Origin of the sequence: Streptomyces sp. NPDC088554 (assembly GCF_044752945.1) — a bacterium.
Lineage (GTDB): Bacteria > Actinomycetota > Actinomycetes > Streptomycetales > Streptomycetaceae > Streptomyces.
In genome coordinates, this window is the sequence record NZ_JBIVMF010000007.1 from 206,129 (window position 1) to 223,404 (window position 17,276).

General features: G+C 73.6%; 12 protein-coding genes. 8 read left to right on the forward strand and 4 right to left on the reverse strand.

What is annotated here, in order from left to right; translation table 11 throughout:
• The first annotated feature begins 1 nt into the window (after position 1).
• Genes ACIP8W_RS11315 through ACIP8W_RS11325 form a run of 3 tightly spaced genes read left to right on the forward strand, consistent with a single transcriptional unit; the run spans position 2 to position 1,833 of the window.
• Complete coding sequence (locus tag ACIP8W_RS11315; protein WP_402202744.1) at positions 2-1,120, forward strand: asparaginase; 1,119 nt, start codon at positions 2-4, stop codon at positions 1,118-1,120.
• Positions 1,121-1,138: 18 nt separating this feature from the next.
• Complete coding sequence (locus ACIP8W_RS11320; RefSeq protein ID WP_401947939.1) at positions 1,139-1,522, forward strand: DUF5060 domain-containing protein; 384 nt, start codon at positions 1,139-1,141, stop codon at positions 1,520-1,522.
• The gene (locus tag ACIP8W_RS11325; protein ID WP_402202746.1) at positions 1,480-1,833 is read left to right on the forward strand and encodes a hypothetical protein; all 354 of its coding nucleotides are present in this window, start codon (positions 1,480-1,482) and stop codon (positions 1,831-1,833) included. The genes ACIP8W_RS11320 and ACIP8W_RS11325 overlap by 43 nt, the downstream gene beginning before the upstream one ends.
• Here the strand turns inward: ACIP8W_RS11325 and ACIP8W_RS11330 are convergent.
• Positions 1,796-3,391, reverse strand: coding sequence for an alkaline phosphatase D family protein (locus ACIP8W_RS11330; RefSeq protein ID WP_402202748.1), 1,596 nt, complete (start codon positions 3,389-3,391; stop codon positions 1,796-1,798). The two genes, ACIP8W_RS11325 and ACIP8W_RS11330, sit on opposite strands and share 38 nt — an antisense overlap.
• 424 nt (positions 3,392-3,815) lie before the next feature.
• Between ACIP8W_RS11330 and ACIP8W_RS11335 the strand changes: the two genes are divergently transcribed.
• The 5 genes from ACIP8W_RS11335 to ACIP8W_RS11355 are packed head-to-tail and all read left to right on the forward strand — an operon-like array spanning position 3,816 to position 13,791.
• Positions 3,816-6,623 (forward strand): family 78 glycoside hydrolase catalytic domain, encoded by a 2,808-nt coding sequence (locus tag ACIP8W_RS11335; protein WP_401947946.1) that lies wholly within the window; start codon positions 3,816-3,818, stop codon positions 6,621-6,623.
• Positions 6,620-7,927, forward strand: a complete 1,308-nt coding sequence (locus ACIP8W_RS11340; protein ID WP_401947948.1) for an extracellular solute-binding protein — start codon at positions 6,620-6,622, stop codon at positions 7,925-7,927. The genes ACIP8W_RS11335 and ACIP8W_RS11340 overlap by 4 nt, the downstream gene beginning before the upstream one ends.
• Positions 7,924-8,901, forward strand: coding sequence for a carbohydrate ABC transporter permease (locus ACIP8W_RS11345; protein ID WP_401947950.1), 978 nt, complete (start codon positions 7,924-7,926; stop codon positions 8,899-8,901). The genes ACIP8W_RS11340 and ACIP8W_RS11345 overlap by 4 nt, the downstream gene beginning before the upstream one ends.
• The gene (locus ACIP8W_RS11350; protein WP_401947953.1) at positions 8,898-9,722 is read left to right on the forward strand and encodes a carbohydrate ABC transporter permease; all 825 of its coding nucleotides are present in this window, start codon (positions 8,898-8,900) and stop codon (positions 9,720-9,722) included. The genes ACIP8W_RS11345 and ACIP8W_RS11350 overlap by 4 nt, the downstream gene beginning before the upstream one ends.
• A gap of 10 nt (positions 9,723-9,732) precedes the next feature.
• Positions 9,733-13,791 (forward strand): hypothetical protein, encoded by a 4,059-nt coding sequence (locus ACIP8W_RS11355; protein ID WP_402152604.1) that lies wholly within the window; start codon positions 9,733-9,735, stop codon positions 13,789-13,791.
• Here ACIP8W_RS11355 and ACIP8W_RS11360 read toward each other — a convergent pair.
• The 3 genes from ACIP8W_RS11360 to ACIP8W_RS11370 are packed head-to-tail and all read right to left on the reverse strand — an operon-like array spanning position 13,771 to position 17,171.
• Entirely contained in the window at positions 13,771-15,243 is a 1,473-nt protein-coding gene (locus ACIP8W_RS11360; protein ID WP_401947958.1) for an FGGY family carbohydrate kinase, read from the reverse strand. The two genes, ACIP8W_RS11355 and ACIP8W_RS11360, sit on opposite strands and share 21 nt — an antisense overlap.
• Positions 15,244-15,298: 55 nt before the next feature.
• Positions 15,299-16,315, reverse strand: coding sequence for a 2-hydroxyacid dehydrogenase (locus tag ACIP8W_RS11365; RefSeq protein ID WP_401947961.1), 1,017 nt, complete (start codon positions 16,313-16,315; stop codon positions 15,299-15,301).
• Positions 16,316-16,352: 37 nt separating this feature from the next.
• Entirely contained in the window at positions 16,353-17,171 is an 819-nt protein-coding gene (locus tag ACIP8W_RS11370) for a DeoR/GlpR family DNA-binding transcription regulator (protein WP_402152608.1), read from the reverse strand.
• Positions 17,172-17,276 lie beyond the last annotated feature (105 nt).

Sequence of the window (17,276 nt, forward strand, 5' to 3'; positions counted from 1 at the left end):
CATGACCGACATCGTCACCACCCCGCCGCGCCGCACCCCGGGCACACCGCCCGTCGTCCGCGAACCGGCCCATGTCCCGCTCGCCCATGTCGTACGGGGCGGCGTCGTCGAAGGCGTCCACCACGGCTCGGTCGTGGTGCTGGCGGCGGACGGTGGGGTGGAGTTCCGGGCGGGCGACATCGAGGCCGCCTTCTACCCGCGCTCCGCGCTCAAGCCGCTCCAGGCGGTCGGGCTGCTGCGCGCGGGTCTGCCGGAACTCGACGATGAGGCGCTGGCGCTCACCGCCGCCAGCCACTCCGGCGAGGAGCGCCACCTGATCACGGCCAGGCGCATCCTGGACGCCGCCGGACTGACCGAGGACGATCTGCGCAACGTCCCCGATCTGCCGTACGGCGAGGCGCAGCGCGAGGAGTGGCTGCGCCGCGGCCTCGGCCGTACCCGGCTCGTCCAGAACTGCTCGGGCAAGCACGCCGCCATGCTGATGACGGCGCGGGCCCGGGGCTGGGCGCTGGACAGCTACCTCGACGCGGGCCACCCGCTCCAGCGGGCACTCGCCGCCACGGTGGAGGACCTCACCGGGCAGCGCGTCGCCCGGGTCACGGTCGACGGCTGCGGCGCCCCGCTCTACTCGGTGTCCCTGCACGGGCTGACCCGGGCCGTCGCCCGGCTCGCGACGGCGGGGCCCGACACCGAGGAGGGCCGGGTGGCGCGGGCCATGCGCGCCCACCCGGAGACGGTCTCCGGTACCGGCCGGGACGTCGCCCGGCTGATGCGGGCGATCCCCGGTCTGCTCGCCAAGGACGGCTTCGAGGGCGTGCAGGTCGCGGCGCTCCCGGACGGCCGGGCCGTCGGGGTGAAGATCGCCGACGGCGCCGACCGGGCCCGGATGCCGGTGACGGCCGCCGCGCTCGCGCGGTGCGGGGTCGACCCGGAGATCCTGGCCGGGTTCGCCCGTACCCCGGTCATCGGGGGCGGCGTGGAGGTCGGGAGCCTGCGGGCGGCGGGGGCGCTGGCGCCCTTCGGCGCCGGTCCGGATCGGCCCGCCACGAACGGCGCCGGCGGGCGCCGGCCCGTCGAGAGGAGCGGGTGCGGTGGCGCGGAATCGAACGCCCCGAAGTGACGCTGACGAGCCACGGCCATGAGCGTCCGGATACACCCCTGGCGGCAGACCGGGATCACCCTGACCGCCACGCGCGACCACCCCGACCCGTACGGATCCGTCGAGGTGTGGGCCGACTTCACCCATGACTCCGGTACGGTGCTGCGCGGCCCCGCCTTCCGGGACGGTGGCCGCGACTGGCGGAGCCGCTTCGCCTCGCCGCTCGCCACCGGGGGCTGGAGCCGGCGTACCGGGAGGGGCCGGGCCACGAGCCCTGGTTCCCCGCCGAGGACGCGGGCCGGCGCGAGGCCCTGGAGTGCGAGGGCTCGGCCTATGCGGGGCTGGTCGCCCGGATCCTCGACGGTCTGCCGACCACCGGCATGGTCCCCGACCGGCGGGCGGCCCTCGCGCCGCGCGGGCTGATCGTGCCCGGCACGCTCTTCGTCAACTACAGCGAGTACGGCGGCGATCTGGTCCTCAACCCGGGCCGGCTGGGCCGGGTGCCCCGCCCGTACCGGATCATCGATCCCCGTACGGGCGGAACCACCGGCGAGGGGATCCTCGCCGACTCGGACGGACCGCTGGTCGTCCCCGAACCGGGCGGCGCGCCGCGCGTCTTCGTCCTCTGGGACGGATGGGGCGGACAGCCCCGGGGTGGAGGGGGCGGTCGGGGTGGCCGGGAGAAGTGGGGGGCTCTCAGACCCGCTGCGCGCCCGGCCGGCCCGCCTCGGTGAGGAAGGAGGCGCGGGTCGAGACCGGCGCGCCCGGCGTGGTGACATAGGGCAGCACCCGGAAGTCCGCGCGGCAGCTCTCCGGGGTGGCGGTGCAGCGGACGTAACCGCGCTGGTAGTTGGTGAACTTGAGGTGCTGGTTGGCCTGGAGCAGATTCGCCCCCGAGGCGTCGAGGTCCTCCCCGTTCATCTTGGTGGAGATGGACGTGCCCACGAACTCGACCCCGATGGTCGGCGAGTCGGGCTTGTCGAAGTCCCGCTTGAGATCGGCGACCAGATGGCGGTGCATATCGCCGGTGAGCACCACGGGGTTGCTGACGTCCCGTTTGACGATCTCGTCGAAGAGCCGCTGCCGGGAGGCCGCGTAGCCGTCCCAGAAGTCCATGACGAAGGACTGGCCGGGACCGGGGTCGGTGTCGACCTGGCCCATGGCGATCTGCTGGGGGATCAGGTTCCAGGTGCTGTCCGAGCGTCCGAGCCCCCGGTAGAGCCAGCGCTCCTGCTCCGCGCCGAGGATGGTGCGCCCGGGGTCCAGCCGTGCGTCGCAGCCGGTCTTCGTCCCGTCGCCGCAGGCCTGGTCGTCGCGGAAGAGCCGGGTGTCGAGGATGTGGAAGGTGGCCATCCTGCCGTAGCGCAGACTGCGGTACATCCGGGTGTCGTACCCCTTGGGCTTGTTGGGCAGCCGCAGCGGCAGATGCTCGTAGTACGCCTGGAACGCGGCGGTGGCCCGGACCCGGAAGACCGCCGGGTCCACGTCCGGGTACTTGGAGTGGTCGGCGGCCCAGTTGTCCTCGACCTCGTGGTCGTCCCAGACGACGGCGAACGGATGGGCCCGGTGGGCCGCGATGAGATCGGCGTCGAAGCGGTGCAGGGCGTGCCGGTTGCGGTATTGCGCGAGAGTCGTCGGTACGGGGCGCAACTCGGCGGCGACCGGGGTCCTGCGTACCCCGCCCATCGCGTCGATGGCGTTCTCGTAGATGTAGTCGCCCAGATGCAGGACGAGATCGACGTCCTCCTCGGAGAGGTGCCGGTAGGCGGTGTAGAAGCCCTCGAACCAGGCCTGGCAGGAGACGAAGGCGAAGTTGAGCGACTTGGGGCTGGAGAACGGGGAGGGCGCGGTGCGGGTACGGCCCACGGGGCTGACCACCCCGCCCGCGAGGAAGCGGTAGAAGTACTGGCGGCCGGGTCTCAGCCCGCTCACCTCGACATGGACCGAGTGGGCGAGTTCGGCCACGGCGCGGGTCCAGCCCCGGCTGACGACACGCTGGAAGCGTTCGTCGTCGGCGACCTCCCAGAGGACCTTGACCGCGCGGGGCGACATGCCGCCCGCGCCGTCGGGGGCGAGCGGCTGGGGGGCGAGGCGGGTCCACAGCACGAAACCGTCCGGCCATGGATCGCCGGAGGCGACCCCGAGGGCGAAGGGGTCCTCCCGGAAACGTTCGGCGGCGCCCGCCCGCCCGGCCGACAGGTTGCCCGCGGCGACTGCCATCGCGACCGTGCCGCCGGCGCCGAGCAGCGCCCGCCGTCCGAAGCCCGGAGCGCCGGTGGTTCCGCTGGTCATCCCACTGTTCGTACGCATGAATCCTGGTCCGTCCGTCGTGCGGGTCCCCTCCGGTCCGGTGGACCGGGGCGGGATCGACGCGTGATTTAACGTCAGTTCATGTTGTAATCACACGGTGAATATCACATCGGAATCGCGCGTCACAAGAGCACCCGCCGTCGGGGTTAATTCGCTTGTCCCGGGCGACTCTACGGCGGCTCCGAAGGAAGATCGATTGCGCCATGAGGTGGTGAACGGACACTTCGGCGGTGCCCCGTTCACACCCTTGACACTCCTCAACGGTGGCTCATAGTCTCCACGCCACAGTTTTGGCGTTAGATTTCACATTCAGGAGTGGTCGTCTTCACGTTGAGTTCACGTCAGGTGCGTGCGACGGACGGCCACCGGTGACGCGCCTCTCCCGGCGCCAAGGAAGGACGTGCTCGTGTCCGGTCCCTCGGCAGCGGACGAAGCCCCTCTCCCTCTGCGCCCCTACGCCTTGCGCTGCGACCACCGCACCACCCCGCTGGGCATCGACGACCCCGCGCCGCTGCTCGGCTGGCGACTCGCCGCCGACCGGCGCGGCGACGACCCCGTCGCCCACCGGGTACGGCTCGCCGAGCGCCCCGAGGACCTGGACGCCTGCCCCCTGTGGGACACCGGCCGCGTCGTGGACCCCGGCGCGGTCGCCGCCCGCTACACCGGGCCCGCGCTGCGCCCCCGTACGCGCTACCACTGGCGGGTCACCGTCTGGGGCGCCGACACCTCGTCGGAGGCCACCTCCTGGTTCGAGACCGGATACACCGGCGCGGACGAGTGGACCGCCTCCTGGATCACCCACGACCCCCGCCCCCTCGACGTCATGGACGCCCCGACCGAGGGCGAACGCGCCCTCGACGACCACGGACTCGCCCCCTGCCCCCTCCTGCGCCGCGCCTTCCCCCGCCCCGGCCCCGTCACCCGCGCCCGCCTCCACGTCAGCGCCCGCGGACTGTACGAGATCCACCTCAACGGCGCCCGGGTCGGCACCGCGGAACTCGCCCCCGGCTGGACCGACTACACCCGGCGCGTCCAGTACCAGACGTACGACGTGACCGACCTGGTCCGCGACGGCGAGAACGTCCTCGCGGCGACCGTCGCGGACGGCTGGTGGAGCGGCTTCGTCGGCTTCGAACCCCGCAGGGCCGGGGCGCACTACGGCGCGTTCCCCCAGCTCCTGGCCGAACTCCGGCTCACCGGCGCGGACGGCCGTACGACCACGATCGTGACCGACTCCGGCTGGCACACCGCCACCGGAGCGGTCCGCCACGCCGATCTGCTGATGGGCGAGTGCCACGACCTGCGCCACGCCGCCGACGGCTGGCGGCTCCCCGGCTTCGACGCCGCCGGCTGGCGGCCCGCCCTGGTCACCGACGCCGACCACCGGCTGCTGGCGGCCTCCGTGGACGAACCCGTACGGGCCATGGCCGAGCTGCCGCCGCGCTCCCTCACCCGGATCTCCGAGGACACCCACCTCGTCGACTTCGGCCAGAACCTCGCGGGCCGGGTCCGGATCTGCGTCCGGGACCTGGCCGCGGGCGCCCGGATGACCGTCCGGCACGGCGAGGCCCTCGACGCCGCCCACCGCCTCTACACCGCCAATCTGCGCACCGCCGCCGCCACCGACGTACTGATCGGCGACGGCCGCGAACACACCGTGTTCGAACCGGGCTTCACCTACCACGGCTTCCGGTACGCCGAGATCAGCGGCGTCCGGGAGCTGCGCGCGTCCGATGTCGTCGCCGTGGCACTGCACAGCGACACCCCCTGGGCCGGCTCCTTCGACTGCTCCGACCCCGACATCAACAGACTCCACGACTGCGTCGGATGGGGCCAGCGCTCCAACTTCGTCAGCGTGCCCACCGACTGCCCGCAGCGCGACGAACGGCTCGGCTGGCTCGCCGACGCCCAGGTCTTCCTGCCCACGGCCGCGCTCAACGCGGACGTCGCCGCCTTCTTCACCAAATGGCTGCGCGACATCGACGACGCGCGCACCCCGGACGGCGGCTTCACCAACGTCGCCCCGCGCCTCGTCGGAGTCGCCGACGAAGGAGCGCCCGGCTGGGGCGACGCCGGGGTGATCATCCCCTGGCAGCTGTACCGGACGTACGACGACCCCCGCTTCCTGTCCCGCGCGCTGCCCGCCATGCGGGCCTGGGTCGAGCTGATCGCCGGTCACAACCCCGACCTGATCTGGCGCCACCGGGTGGGCCCGCACTTCTCCGACTGGCTCGCCCCCGGCGTCCCCACCCCGCGCGAGGTCATCGCCACCGCCCACTTCGCCCACAGCGCGCGGCTGACCGCCGAGGCCGCCCGGGTGCTGGGGGAGCGGGACACCGCCGACGCCTGCCACCGGCTGGCCGCCGGCATCCGTACCGCCTTCACCGAACGGTTCACCACCTTCGACGGACACACCCTGCGCGTCGAGGGCGACACCCAGACCGGATATCTCGTCGCGCTCGCCTACGGGCTGCTGCCCGAGGACCGCAGGGAAGCCGCCGCGCGCCGGCTCGCCGAGCTGATCGAGTCGGCGGGACCCGCGCTGCGCACCGGCTTCCTGGGCGTCGCGCTCGCCGCGCCCGTACTCGACGCCCACGGCAGGGACGACCTCGCCCACGCCCTGCTGCGCCGGACCGAGGTGCCCTCCTGGCTGTTCCCGCTGCGCCACGGCGCCACCACCATCTGGGAGCGCTGGGACGGCTGGACGCCCGAGAGCGGGTTCCGGGCCCCCGCGATGAACTCCTTCAACCACTACGCGCTCGGCTCCATCGGCGAATGGCTCTACCGGGGCGTCGCCGGTCTCGACCAGAGTCCCGGCTCCACCGGATACCGGCGGCTGACGATCCGGCCGCGCCCCGGCCCGCTCACCCACGCGGGCGCCCGCCACGAGTCGGTGCGCGGCACCGTCTCCGTACGCTGGGAGCGCCGGGGCGGCCGGCTCGACCTGCGCGTCCTGGTGCCGCCCGGGGCCACCGCCGAGGTCCATGTGCCCACCGCGGACCCCCACTCGGTCCGCGAGTCGGGCGCCGCACCGGCGGACGGCGCCCACCTCGAACTCCTCGCCACCACCGCGGGCCACGCCGTCTACCGGGTCGGCTCGGGGACGTACCACTTCACCGCGACGGCCCCGGTGGAACCCGTACGCGACCTGTCGCACCCCCGCACCCAGGCGGAGCCGGCGCTCGTCGGCTCCCACGAGGAGGGCACGCCATGACCACAGGTTTCCCCGCTCCGTCAGGCCCCGTCCGGTCCACGGTCAGCCGCCGGGGGCTGCTGCGGACCGGCGGCGGGGCCATGGCCGCCGCCGCGCTGGCCCCGCTGCTCGGCGCGTGTGCGGACGCCGGCTCCGGTACGGCGCGGCTGGTCGGCGTCGCCGACCAGCAGAAGCCCGTCGAGGAACTCCTCGCGCTGTACCGCGCACACCACCCCGACGACCGGTTCTCCACCTCCTTCGCCCCCACCGACCAGGTGCAGACCGTCGTCCGCACCCAACTCGCCGGTGGCAACGCCCCCGACGTCCATGTGCTGTTCCCCGGCAGCGGCAGCGCGATGTCCATGGTCGAGCTGGCGCGGGCCGGACTCCTCACCGATCTCGGCGGACAGAAGTGGACCGAGGGCATCCCCGAGAACTTCGACGCCGCCTACCGGCACGACGGCAAGACCTATCTGTACTCGGCGGGCAGCAGTGTCATCGGCGCCGTCTACAACAAGAGGACCTTCGCACGGGCCGGGGTCGAACCCCCCGCCACCTGGAGCCAGTTGCTCGACATCTGCGCCGGGCTCAAGGCGAAGGGCATCATCCCGATCGCACTCGGCGCGCAGACCCCCTGGGTGACCCAGCTGATCAGCTACGCGCTGGTGCCGAACGCCGTCTACGCCAACTCCCCCGGGTTCGACGCCGACATGGCCGCCGGACGTACCACCTTCGCCGACTCCGGATGGGCCGACGCGCTCGGCAAGTACCAGGAACTGCAACGCCGGGGCTTCTTCAACGACAACCCCAACGGCACCACCTTCGAACAGCAGACCGCACTGGTCGCGAGCGGCCGGGCCGCCATGGCCGTCCAGGTGTCCGCCGTGCTCTCCACCTTCCGCCAGGCCACCCGCACCCCCGACGACCTGGGCATGTTCCCCTTCCCCGGCGGCGAGGACCCCGCGCGGAACTGGATCCCCGCGGGCATCGTCGTGGGTCTCGGCGTCGCCGCCCACGCCAAGCACCCCGACCAAGCGAAACGGTTCATCGCATTCCTCGGACAGCAGGAGAACATCGACCGCTGGGCGACCGCCGTCTCGGCGATCCCGTTCAAACGGTCCGCGTCCACCCGGACCGATCCCGTACTGGCGGGCTTCCTGCCCATCATCGACGGGGGCCGCGCCGTCCCCTTCATGGACCAGAGCTGGCCCAACGCCGAAGTGCAGCCCGCCCACTTCGCCGCCGTACAGGAACTCCTCGCGGGCACCGAGGACGTCAAGGGAGCGCTGGGAAAGATGGACACCGCCTACGGGAAGAAGCAGTGAACTCACCGGCCGACACCGCCACTTCGGACGCCCCGGCCCCCGCACCCGGCGCCCGCGCCGGGGCCGTCCGCCGGGACCGTACCGGCGCGGCCCGGCTCCGCCGCGATCCCACCGTGCCACCGTGGGTCTTCGTCGTCCCCGCCCTCGCCGTCTACGCCGTCGTCGTCCTCTACCCGAGCCTCGCCGGAGTGGCCTACGCCTTCACCGACTGGTCGGGCATCGGCGACTTCTCCTTCGTCGGACTGGACAACTTCCGTACGCTGCTCCACGACGACCGCGCGCTGGAGTCCGTCACCAACACCCTGCTGCTGACCGTCGCCGTGGTCGTCGTCCAGAACCTCGTCGGCCTGCTCCTCGCCCTCGGCGTCCACGCGCGGATCAGGAGCCGCGCGCTGCTCCGGACGATCTTCTTCGCGCCCGCCGTCGTCAGCCCCGTCATGGTCGCTTTCCTCTGGAAGTACGTCTACAACCCCGAGGACGGCGCCGGACTCAACGGCGTCCTCGGCGCGCTCGGCCTCGGCGGACTGCGCCAGGACTGGCTGGGCGACCCCTCCCTCGCGCTGTGGTCGGTGGCCGTGATGGTCATCTGGCAGTACGCCGGATACTCGATGGTCATCTTCCTCGCCGGACTCCAGGGCGTCCCCGCCGAACTCCACGAGGCCGCCACCATCGACGGCGCGGGCACCTGGCAGCGCTTCCGCTATGTCACCTGGCCCCTGCTGGCACCCGCCCTGACCATCAACCTGATGCTCTCGACCATCGGCGGTCTCAAACTCTTCGACCAGGTGTACGCGGCGACCAACGGCGGCCCCGGCACATCGAGCGAGACCCTCTCCACCGTGCTGTACAAGGAAGCCTTCGTCTACGGCAAGTTCGGCTACAGCACCGCCGTCGCCCTGGTCCTCGCCCTGTTCGTCGCGGCGGTCTCCCTGGTCCAGCTCCGCTGTCTGCGCGCCCGGGAGGTCACCGCGTGAACCCCACGAAGTACCGGGGCTACGGCCTCGAACTCCTCATGGCCGGGGTCGCGCTGGCCTTTCTGTTCCCGGTGTACGCCCTGATCACCCTGGCCCTGAAGGACCCCCGGCAGATCGCCGACTCGCCCCTGGCCCCACCCGCCCCGCCCACCCTGGCCAACTTCGGCAACGCCTGGACCTCCGCCTCGCTCGGCCCGGCCCTGCTCCACAGCACGGTCATCACCGTCACCAGCCTGCTGCTGCTGATCGTCCTCGGCTCCACCGGCGCCTACTACCTCGCACGCCGCGCCCGGGGGCTCGGCTACGGGCTCTACCTCCTGTTCCTGCTGGGCATCGTGCTGCCCTTCCAGCTCGGCATGATCCCGCTGTACAAACTCGTCGACGGCCTCGGCTGGCTCGGCACGTACCAGGGCATGGTCCTCTTCTACACCGGCATCCAGCTGCCCTTCACCGTCTTCCTCTACACCGGGTTCATCCGCGCCCTCCCGGTGGACTACGCGCAGGCCGCGCTCATCGACGGCTGCGACCACCGGCAGGCGTTCACCCGGATCGTCTTCCCGCTGCTGCGGCCCGTCACCGGCACCGTGATCATCCTCAACACGGTCTTCATCTGGAACGACTTCTTCACCCCACTGCTGTATCTGGGCGGTTCGGGCAAGGAGACCGTCCCCGTGGGCGTGTTCTCGTTCGTCGGCCAGTACGTCTCCGACTACGGTCTGGTCTTCGCCGGGCTCGTACTGGCGGGACTCCCCGTCCTGGTGGTGTTCCTGCTGCTCCAGCGGTACGTGATCAAGGGCTTCGCCGGCGGCCTGAAGGGCTGAGGAACCTCGTATGGACAGCACGCTCCCGCCGGGTGTCGCGGCGGCCCTGGCGCAGCCGCCGCCCGCCTGCTCACCCACCGCGCTGTGGTGGTGGAGCGGCGAACCGCTCGACCGGGAGCGGCTCCGCGACCAGCTGCGGCACTTCGCGCGGGGCGGGGTGTTCAACCTCGTACCGATCGATCTCGCCCCGTCCGGGCCGCTGTTCGGCTCCGACGCCGACGACCCGCCGTTCCAGTCCGACGCCTGGTGGGAGCTGCTCGCCGGGGTCTGCGATGACGCGCGCGCCCTGGGGATCCGGATCTGGTTCTACGACCAGCTCGGCTTCTCCGGCGCCGACCTCCAGGCCCGGCTGGTCGACGAACGGCCCGCGTTCGGGGGCCGCAGCCTCGCCCGGCTGCGTACGGTGGTGGACGGCCCCGGCGAACTGCGCTGCCCACCACGGGGGGTGGTGCTCGCCGCGTACGCCGAACCGGCCGACGGGGACGGCCGCCCGGCCGGGCCCGCGCTCCCGCTGCTCGCCGAGGACGGCCGGACCGTACGCGCGCCGGGGGCCGGGCGGTGGCTGCTGACGCTCCACCACCATGTGCCGCTCGGCTTCGACTACCTGGGCACGGGCGCGTGCGAGGCGCTGCTCGACCAGGTGCACGGCGCGTTCGAGCGCCGCCTCGGGGACCGGCTCGGGACGGTCGTCGCCGGATCGTTCCAGGACGAACTGCCGTCCCTGCCCACCTGGTCCGCCCCGTTCGCCGACGCGTTCCTCAAACAGCGCGGCTACGACCTCGTCCCGCATCTCGACGCCCTGTACGAGGACGGCGCGGGCCACCCCGAGGCGGCCAGGATCCGGCGCGACTACCAGCTGACCCGAGCCGTCCTCGCCGAGGAGGCGTTCTTCCGGCCGCTGGCCGCGTGGCACGGGCGCCACGGGCTGCTGGTCGGCTGCGACCAGCAGGACCCCGCCCGCGCCGGACACCCGGTCGGGGGAGTGGAGCTGTACGCCGACTACGCCCGCACCCACCGCTGGTTCTCCGCGCCGGGCTCCGACCACCACGGCGACGCCCGTATCCACTCCTCGCTCGCGCATCTGTACGGCGGCTCCCGCACCTGGATCGAGGCGTTCCACTCCACCGGCTGGGGCGGCACCCTGGAGGAGACCTTCGACTGGCTGCTGCCCTGGCTGCGCGCGGGCGCCACCCTGTACAACCCGCACGCCGTCTACTACACGACCAAGGGCGGCTGGTGGGAGTGGGCGCCGCCGGGCACCGACTGGCGCCAGCCGTACTGGCGCCACCACCGGGTCTTCGCGGACGCCGTCACCCGGCTCTGCGCGGTCCTGGGCCTCGGCAGCCACCTGTGCGACCTCGCGGTCCTGCTGCCCACGACCACCGCGCAGGCGGGCACCTCCCTCGACGGAGCCCCCACCCCGTCCGCCGCCCGCGCCCAGGACCTCTATCTCCGCCTCGTCGGCGACATGACCTGGTTCCGTACCCGCCCCGGCATCCTCGACCGGCTCGGCCGCGACGCCGATGTCATCGACGACAGCTCGCTCGTACGGGCCGAGGTGGCCCGGGACGGCGACGGGCGGGCCCGGCTCCGGGTCGCGGACGAGTCCTACGCGGCGGTCGTCCTGCCCGCGTGCACGGTGCTGGAACAGGACACCGCCCGCAGGCTGGTGGAGTTCGCCTCGGCGGGCGGCACGGTGATCGCGCTCGGCGCGCTGCCCGAGTCGGTCATCGGCGCCTACACGGCGGCGGACGAGGGCCGGGACACGGTACGGGACGCGCTGCGCGCCTGCTTCGCGGACGGCCGGGCGGTGTTCGTGCCCACGCCCGAAGACGGCGGCGCGGACGAGGCGCTGGCCGGGGCGTTGGAGCAGGCGCTCGCCGGGGCGCCGCTCCCGGTCGTGCGCGCCACGGTCCCCGTGCTGGCCCGGCGGGTGGACGGCGCCACGGTGGTGTTCCTGACGGCCGGTTCCCCGCGCGCCACCCGGGCCTCGGTGGCCGCCCCCGACGGGCGGGGCGCCGCGCAGGGCTGGCTCGACGCCCGCTACGACTTCGACCCCGCCCGGTACGCGCCCGCCGCCCGGGTCCGGGTCCGGGACGCCGGAGGCCGGGCGGTCCTGCTCGACCCCTTCGGCGGGCCGCCCCGGACGCTCCCGGTCACGCCCGCCGCCGACGACGACCGGGCGGTGGACATCGACGTACCGTTCGACACCGGACCGGCGGCGCTGCTGGTGCTGCCGGCGGGACCGGCGGCGGTGGCGGCCGAGGCGGCGGTGGCGGCCCGGCCGGGGGGCGCGCGGACCGTGGCCGAGATCCCGCAGGACGCCGAGTGGGAGATGGCACTCGTCCCGACCCTCGACAACACCTGGGGCGACTTCGCGCGCCCGGCCGCCCGGCCGGACGGGCGCGGGGACGCCCTCACGGTGACCGAATGCCGCACGTTCCGCGCGGGCGGCCCGGACGGGCCGCCCGTCCACGCGACCTTCGGGCCGCGCGCGGTCCTGACCGATGTCCGCACCGGTACGGAGACGGCCCTCGTCTGGTCCGACACCCTGGGCATCCACAAGGATCCGGTCCACCGCGATGTGCTCGGCCCCAAGGGCCATGTACCGGAGGAGTTCCTGCGGCTCGGCCCGGCGGTCGCCGGGACGCCCGTGCGCGTACGGACCGAACTGCTGCTGGACGAGGACTTCGACGGGCACCTGGCGATCGGCGCCGCCGCAGCGAAGACGGCGAGCGTCGACGGCGTACCGGTCGCACTGGAGGACCGGGGCCATCTCGCCATGGGGCCGGTCTCGATCGGCGCGGGTCGGCATCTCCTCGTACTCGACCTGACGCCCACTCAGGACATCGACCTGCGCGCCCATATGGCCCTCGTCCGCGACCCGGAGCGCTACCGCCGTCCGGAGTGGATCCTCGCGCCGGGACCCCGCCAAGCGGGCGGCCCGGGGGCCGTGGGCACCACACTGACCCTGCCCGCGCGCCCTGTCCGGGCCGTCGTCCAGATCGCCTCGCGGGGGCGGTGCGTGCTCCGGGTCAACGGCGAAGTGGTGGGCAGGCAGGGCGGGTTCGACCCGTACGCCGACCACGCCGTGGAGCGGGTGCGGCTCCACGAGATCGCGGCGGCCCTGCGCGCCGGTGACAACGACCTGGTGGTCGAACCGGCGGACGACGGCGATCCGGCCGTGCTGGTGGACCTGGTGGCGCACGGCGACGGTACGGAGCCGATGGCGCGCCTGCACAGCGACGCGGGGTGGTGGGCCGAGCGCGGCGGGCTGCGGGTGGCGGCCGAGGTCCGGCGCGCCCCGGTCGGGGACCCGGCCGCGCTGTATCTGCGCCGCCGCCCGCATCCGCTGCCCGGCGCGGCCTGGCTGGATCCGGAGGCCGACGACGGCACGGTGGTCCCGGTCCGGTTCGCGGTCCCGGGCGACGGGCCCGGGGTGGACCGACTGTGGTGCGAACTACCGCCGGGAGCGCGGGAGATGACCTTCGACGTCCATGGCACCGCGACCGTCCTCCTCGACGGCCGGGAGCGGCCCGCCCACTCCCGGCCCGGCCCCGGGGGGACCCGCACCGTCACGGTCGGCCTGCCGGCCGACGCGCCGTGCGGCCCGCGCGCCGCCGTCCTGCTGCTGACGACCGGCCCCGGCCGCCGCGCGGGCGCCGCGCTGGCGGGGCCCGTACGGTGTGCGGTCGGCCCGGGGCTGATCCGTACCGGCGACTGGGAGACCCACGGGCTGGCCGGGTACAGCGGCGGGGTGCGCTACCGCCGGGTCGTGGTGTGTCCCAGGTCCGGCGTCACCGGCCCCGGGCGGATGGTGCTGGACCTGGGGCGGGTGCGGGGCACGGCGGAGGTGTCGGTGGACGGGGTCGCGGCCGGGGTGCGGGTGTGCTCCCCGTACACCTTCGATGTGACGGACGCCGGACCGGGCGCGCATACGGTCGAGGTCACCGTGTTCGGGACGCTCGCACCGTATCTGGACGAGGCGGGCCCGACCCACTTCGTCTTCCCGGGGCAGCGGGTCAGCGGTCTGCTGGGGCCCGTACGGCTAGTGATGGTCCCCGGCTGAGCGGAGGCCGGCGGGCAGTCCGTGCCACCGGGACCGCGCGCCCCCGACCCGGAACAGGTAGTCCGCGTAGGCCTGTTCGTAGAACGCGACCCCGGCCGGGTCCGGGTCGACCACGGCCTCGGGGGCCGTCCACACCACGGGGTCCGGGCCGGGGCCGAGCTCCTCGCCCAGGGTCGCGACCGCCGCCAGCACGGCGCCGCGCGCGCCCGGTTCGGGGCCCCGGGCCACCCGGAGCGGCCGGCCGAGCACCTCGGCGAACAGCCGCAGCCACGCGGGGTTGCGCGCGCCGCCCCCGCAGACGGCCAACTGCCCGGTGAGACCCGCCGTTTCCAGACAGTGCCGGGCCGCGAAGGCGATGGCCTCGCACATGGCCCGGACCAGATCGGCGCGCGAGGCCCGCAGATCGAGACCGGTGAACTCCGCCCGCGCGGCGGGATCGACGAACGGCACCCGCTCACCGGAGGGCGACAGATACGGCAGCGCGGCGACGCCCCGGGCGCCGCGCGGGGACTCCGCCAGCATCCCGGCGACCTGGTCGTGCGCGCAGCCGACCAGCCCGAGCACCCAGTCGAGCGCGACCGTCCCGGTCATCGCGGGCAGGGCGCGCATATGGCGGTCGGGCCTGGCGAGGGCGAGATGGAACCCGACGGGGTCCTCGTCGTACGCCACCCGCTCCACGACGACCTGGCACGCCAGTGTCGTACCGACGATGAGCAGCCCGTCGCCCGGCTCGGTCACCCCCGCGCCGATCGCGCTCGCCGGCAGGTCGTACGGCCCGGAGGTGACCGGTGTCCCGTCCGGCAGCCCCGGGACGCCGCCGCGCGCCGTTCCGTACGGCAGGGCGGGCGCGATGGGCGGCAGCAGCCCGGCCCGGTGGCCGACCCCGAGGTCCGCGAGCGCGCCGGGGCAGTAGGTACGGGTGCGCGGGTCGAGGAAGGGCACCGACGCGTCGGAGAGGTCGGTGGAGCGCTCGCCGGTGAGCCGCAGATGGACGATGTCCTTGCAGCAGGCGGCGGTGGCGGCGGCGTCCAGCGAGCGCGGTTCGTTCCGGTCCAGCCAGGCCAGCAGGGGGCCGGGGGAGCCGGGAAACAGGACGTTCCCGGTGCGCCGGTAGACGCGCTCCGCGGTGCCGTCGGCCAGCCACCCCTCGACGAGGGCGGACGCCCGGCCGTCCATCCAGGACAGCGCGGGACGTACCGCCCTGCCCGCGCCGTCGACCAGCCACAGGCCGTCGCCCTGGCCGGTGACGGCGACCAGCGCGGGCGCCCGTCCGCCGGTCACCGCGGACAGGACGCCGGTGGCGGCCCGTACCACCTCCTCGATGTCCTGCTCGATCCGCTCGCCCCGGCCGCCGAGGGCGAGCGGGGTCGATTCCACGTTCAGCGCCGTGCCGTCCTCGGCGAAGGCCACGGCCTTGACGATCGAGGTTCCCAGATCCAGTCCGACGAACATGTCTCTCTCCTCCGCTGGTGGTGGTCGGGCGACACGGTTGAGCTGGGCGGGGTGTTCAGACGACGCGGTGGGCGAGCGGCTCCCCGCGCAGGAACCGGCCCACCTCGGCGGCGGCGATCCGTGCCGCGTTGTGCGCGACCGCGATGTTCGCGCCCGCCAGATGGGGGGTCATCACCAGCCGGGGGGCGGTGCGCAGCCGGGAGTCCGGCGGCGGGGGCTCGACGGTGAACACATCGAGCGCGGCCGCCGCCAGCCGCCCCGACTCCAGCGCGTCGCACAGCGCGTCCTCGTCCAGCAGCGCGCCGCGCGCGCAGTTGACGACGACCGCGCCCTCGGGGAGCAGGGCCAGCTCCCGCGCGCCCAGCAGCCCGCGCGTGGCGGGGGTCAGCCGGGCGTGCAGCGAGACGATGTCGGAGCGCCGCAGCAGGTCGTCCAGGTCGGCGACGGGCGTACCCACCGCGCGCAGCAGCTCCGGGTCGGCGTACGGGTCGTACAGACAGACCCGGGCGCCGAGCGCGGTCAGCGCGCGGGCCACCCGGCTGCCGACGGCGCCGCAGCCGATCAGTCCGACGGTCGCGCCGTCCACTCCGGGGCCGCAGTTGTCGTACGTATAGAACTCGCCGGCCCAGCGGCCCGCGGCGAGCGCGGCGGAGGTCTCCGGGATCCGGCGCGTCGCGGCCAGCAGCAGCCCGACGGTGTACTCGGCGGTGGCCGCCGCGTTGCGCCCGGGGGTGTTGCAGACCTGGACCCCGCGCTCCTTCGCCGCGTCGAGGCTGACGTTGACGGGCCCGCCCCGGCCGACGACGACCAGCCGCAGATCGGGGGAGCCGTCGAGGACCGCGCGGGTCACCGGCGCCATCTGGGTGACACACACGCTCACCCCGCTCAACGCGGTGAGCAGGGTGTCCTCGTCGCCGGAGGCCTCGTCGACCTCGGCGACCGGGCCGAACGGGGTCAGTGGCCAGGGCAGTCGCAGCTCGTCGACCGTATGACCGGGGCCGATCTCGGCCGTCAGCTCCCGGGTGAAGAGGTCGGGGGCGACGAAGTGGTCGCCCGCGGCGAGGATTCTCATCGGCGGGTCCTCCTTGGCGGTGGGGGGCGTACGGACCTCAGGTCGGGGCGAGCTCGTAGCGGACGCCGCTCTCGTCGAGGGAGCGCAGGACGTCCGGCGGGGTGCGGTCGTCGATCAGTATCAGGTCGAACGCGGTGAGCGGGATGAGCCGGTGCAGCGCGGTGCGGCCGAGTTTCGAATGGTCGATCATCAGGACGCTGCGGCCCGCGGCCCGTACCATCGCGCGTTTGACGGCGACTATGCGCTGTTCCTGGTGGAAGGCGTAGTCGCCGTACACGGACGAGGTCGAGACGAAGCACAGGTCGACGCGGAGCGCCTCGACGGCCTCCACACAGGCGACCCCGAGGAACGAGTCGTGCAGCGGGTCGTAGTCGCCGCCCAGGGCCATCAGCTGGAGACCGCGCTCGTCCGCGAGGAGGTTCAGCGCCTCCAGGAAGTTGGTGACGACGGTCAGCGGCTCGACGCGCGGCAGCAGTCTGGCCAGCTCCAGCGCGGTCGTCGAGTCGTCGATCATCACCGACATACCGGGCTCGATCAGTGTCGCGGCCTTCTCGGCGAGCGCCTCCTTCTCCCGCCGCATGGACATCTTGCGGTAGGCGACATTGCTCTCGAACACGCCGGTGGGCCGGGCTGTCACCCCGCCGCGGAACTTGCGCAGCACGCCCTCGCGTTCGAGTTCGTCGATGTCGCGGTAGATCGTCATCACGCTCACGCCGAACCGCTCCGCCAGGTCCGCGGCGGAGACCTGGCCCTCCGTCAGCACATGGTCGGAGATCTCCCGGCGGCGCTGCTGCGGGCCCGGCCGGGCCGTGTCCCGCGGGGCTTCGCGGTCCGATGACATTGCTCGCTCTGACATTCCTCGGTCCTGTCCGCACCTCAGTAACATCAAGTTCTGAGGATATAACATAGTTTTTGATGTACCGTCGGCAGTGTTCACCACCGGAGCGACCGGGTCAACCCG

Bases quoted from the DNA above. Each gene is read 5' to 3' on its own strand.
- ACIP8W_RS11315 (WP_402202744.1), top strand. From the start codon at position 2: ATGACCGACATCGTCACCACCCCGCCGCGCCGCACCCCGGGCACACCG.
- ACIP8W_RS11320 (WP_401947939.1), top strand. From the start codon at position 1,139: ATGAGCGTCCGGATACACCCCTGGCGGCAGACCGGGATCACCCTGACC.
- ACIP8W_RS11325 (WP_402202746.1), top strand. From the start codon at position 1,480: ATGGTCCCCGACCGGCGGGCGGCCCTCGCGCCGCGCGGGCTGATCGTG.
- ACIP8W_RS11330 (WP_402202748.1), bottom strand. From the start codon at position 3,391: ATGACCAGCGGAACCACCGGCGCTCCGGGCTTCGGACGGCGGGCGCTG.
- ACIP8W_RS11340 (WP_401947948.1), top strand. From the start codon at position 6,620: ATGACCACAGGTTTCCCCGCTCCGTCAGGCCCCGTCCGGTCCACGGTC.
- ACIP8W_RS11355 (WP_402152604.1), top strand. From the start codon at position 9,733: ATGGACAGCACGCTCCCGCCGGGTGTCGCGGCGGCCCTGGCGCAGCCG.
- ACIP8W_RS11360 (WP_401947958.1), bottom strand. From the start codon at position 15,243: ATGTTCGTCGGACTGGATCTGGGAACCTCGATCGTCAAGGCCGTGGCC.
- ACIP8W_RS11365 (WP_401947961.1), bottom strand. From the start codon at position 16,315: ATGAGAATCCTCGCCGCGGGCGACCACTTCGTCGCCCCCGACCTCTTC.
- ACIP8W_RS11370 (WP_402152608.1), bottom strand. From the start codon at position 17,171: ATGTCAGAGCGAGCAATGTCATCGGACCGCGAAGCCCCGCGGGACACG.